Annotated in this window: 4 protein-coding genes; all 4 read right to left on the bottom strand. The window is 48.8% G+C overall.

Features of this window, described 5'->3' with window-relative positions; translation table 11 throughout:
- Window positions 1-684: hypothetical protein (locus tag FJZ26_05415; GenBank protein MBM3229845.1), on the bottom strand; the 684-nt coding region annotated here is incomplete at its 3' end.
- A 59-nt stretch (window positions 685-743) separates the two neighbouring features.
- Window positions 744-1427 carry a PHP domain-containing protein gene (locus FJZ26_05420; protein ID MBM3229846.1) on the bottom strand — a complete coding sequence of 228 codons (684 nt, stop codon included), beginning with the start codon at window positions 1425-1427 and terminating at the stop codon, window positions 744-746.
- A gap of 11 nt (window positions 1428-1438) precedes the next feature.
- Complete coding sequence (locus FJZ26_05425) at window positions 1439-1747, bottom strand: hypothetical protein (GenBank protein ID MBM3229847.1); 309 nt, start codon at window positions 1745-1747, stop codon at window positions 1439-1441.
- A gap of 18 nt (window positions 1748-1765) precedes the next feature.
- A partial coding sequence (dph5, locus tag FJZ26_05430; protein ID MBM3229848.1) for a diphthine synthase occupies window positions 1766-2650 on the bottom strand: 885 nt, incomplete at its 5' end.

The raw sequence follows: 2650 nt of genomic DNA on the forward strand, positions 1-2650 counted from the left end.
GCTGCTTTGCCTGACAACAACAGGCAAAAATGCCCGCCTGTAGGGGGCAATTGCGACAAGCTGGTAGGCCCTTGCATCAAAGGCAAGCTCCCTGCCTCCTGCAGAGTAGGCATATGCCCCAGAGCCTGTTGGAGTTGAGAATATGAAGCCGTCGGCAAAAAACCTCGCCCTCCTTGTTCCGTTTTTCACCCCATATCTAAGGGAGAAGTCAACTATCCTGTGGCTTGCGGTCTTGACTGCAATGTCATTTAGCGCAATTGGCAGGTTTTTTGAGTTCAGCCTGCCTTGAAGTACAAGCCGCTTGCTTGTCAATTTGTCCGAGTTGCTTGCAGCAGTTTTGTTTTTGGAGCAAAGTGAAAGGAATCGGGCAAGCCTGCTTTTCCAGTTTGTATTTCTTGCCTGGCAAATCCACGAAGTTTTTGAGCCAATGCCAAAGATGATTTTGCCATAGTGGGCCTTGTTGTGCAGTATTGTGCCATCCCCGCCAACCGTTATTGCAAGCTGCGCGTTGCCGACCTTGCCATTATCTTGATTTTTTTGAACGACTTGTATTCCCCTTGAGGCAAGAAAGCTTTCCACCTGGCTTTTGACAAGGCCAGCCCACTTTTTTTTCGGGTTTGCAAGGACTGTTGCCGACTTGATAATCATGGTAATTCCTTTCGCGCTTTTTTCGTCTTTTTTCATTCTTTTTCAAAGCTTCCCCATTTTTCTCCGTTTTCAAACGTCCAGCTCAGATGCCCTGCCTAGCCTTTGTTTGGAGGGGCATACATTCCAACTTTTCCTGTTCTTATGAACCTGCCAAGTTTCTGGGCATACCTTGAAGCTATTGATGCAAGGCTTGGCCTGTAGCGGGCAGTGATTTGCCCTTTTGCAACAGCACTTAGTATGTCTGCTTCCGCACTTGCCAGGTTTTTGTGTGAGGGTTTGATCGTTTCAATTTCAGTCCAGGCATTGCCAACCTCTGCCGCAACATGAGCATCGGAGCCGCCTGTGCCAACCGCAATGAGCCTTCGCGCACGCCACGAGTGCACAAAATCCCTGCCATTGAACTTCTCAAGTGCTGTTGCCCCCACCTGCGGCGCAAGCTCGTGCAGAGCATGCCCTCGCCTTGAGTACGGGTGGGCCACAATTGTTATGCCGCCTTCGGATTTCACTTTTTCAACAAGCTTGAATGCGTCAATGCCCTTCTTGTATGTTTTGCCAGTGCCAAAAACCTGCACGTGCCCCTGGGCTGTTGAAACCTCAGTCCCGAAAAGCACAAGCACGCCGCCGATAAGCTGCGGCCTGCCGCCTTTTCTTGCCATTGTGTCATGGTCGCAGACAGCTATTGCATCAAGGCCCTTTTTCCTTGCAGCAAGTGCAAGGGACTCGACAGTATCAAGAGCATCAACAGAGTGGTTCGAGTGGACATGAAAATCTATTTTCATACATTGCCGCCTTAGATGGATTTTTTAGTCTGCATTTGCTGTGCGCCTTGTGGCTCTTGCTCTAAATAGCTTTTTTTCAGCCTGATTGCAACGTCCCTTACAGCTTCCCGCTCTGCCGAAAGAAGAGCGTACTTTCTTACTGTTTCCCTGTGCATAAGTGCCTTATTTGCCTTAGAGTAGACAAAATCAGTCTGCCCCGGTTTATTTTCGGCTTGAGATGCCTCCCCGCTTTTTTGGATTGGCCGCAGGTGGCCCTGGAGCTTGAAAAGCTCCGCTTTTCCCCAGTTCTCTTTTTTGAAAACCTGAATTTGCTCTGACATATTACCACGATTCAAGAATTACCTTGACTCAAGGCCCTCAAGAAACTCTTTTTCGACAAAATGCAGCTTTCCAGGAATTACAAGGCACGCAGGGCACATGCCCTGGCCGAATTTCCCAAAGCTTCGGCTGCCTTCTTTCCCTTTTTCTGCAAAGGCACTTATGCCCCCCTTTTCTTTTTCTGCAACAACACTGCCGCCTTTTCCTTTTTCCGGCTTGGCTATTTTGCCTATTGTTGAATAAATAACCCGGCTGCCTTGCATGCCAAGCCTGGACAGGACGATAACCTGGGTATTACTGGAAACTGCACAGATAGTTTTATCACTAATTGCATTACTTTCAGTGCCTGTTTGCTTGCGTGCCCACTTGATTTTTCTCCCTTTGGCCTTCTTTGCTGCAGCCTTGCCGTATTGGAGCTTTTGCACTTCCTGCATTTCAAGCAGGTTATTGCAGGCCTGAAGCGGCGTGAGGGGGCCGAGGATTGTGTCTACGTCAAGAAGCAGGATTGTGTGAAGGCCAAGCTTCTGGTTTGCGCCAATGACTTCAAGAGGAGATGAGGGTTTGTAATTGGGTCTAAAGTGCGGGATGGTTGTTGCGGCGCCAAACTTGTATGCCTGCAACCCTGACTCTGAGATTGCTGCGCTGAGAATAGAGCTTGCGTGGATAATTTTCGCATTAATGCCTGCGCCCCTGGCAGAAATCAATAGGTTTACGTGTGTTGTTGCCAAAAGCGGGTCGCCTGAGACAAGCAAAAAGCAGGCGCCCTTTCTGGCTGCCTCAATTATTTGTTTTTCATCCTCAACCTGTGCCCTGTCAAGCAGTTCCACTTTGACACCAAATATCTCTTCAAGTTCAAGCCCAAGGTTGCCATCAAGCCGGTTTGTGTAGGTTTCAAGGAAAACTTT

The organism is Candidatus Parvarchaeota archaeon, assembly GCA_016866895.1.
Classification (GTDB): Archaea; Micrarchaeota; Micrarchaeia; order Anstonellales; family VGKX01; genus VGKX01.

Bases quoted from the DNA above. Each gene is read 5' to 3' on its own strand.
- FJZ26_05425 (MBM3229847.1), bottom strand. From the start codon at position 1,747: ATGTCAGAGCAAATTCAGGTTTTCAAAAAAGAGAACTGGGGAAAAGCG.
- FJZ26_05420 (MBM3229846.1), bottom strand. From the start codon at position 1,427: ATGAAAATAGATTTTCATGTCCACTCGAACCACTCTGTTGATGCTCTT.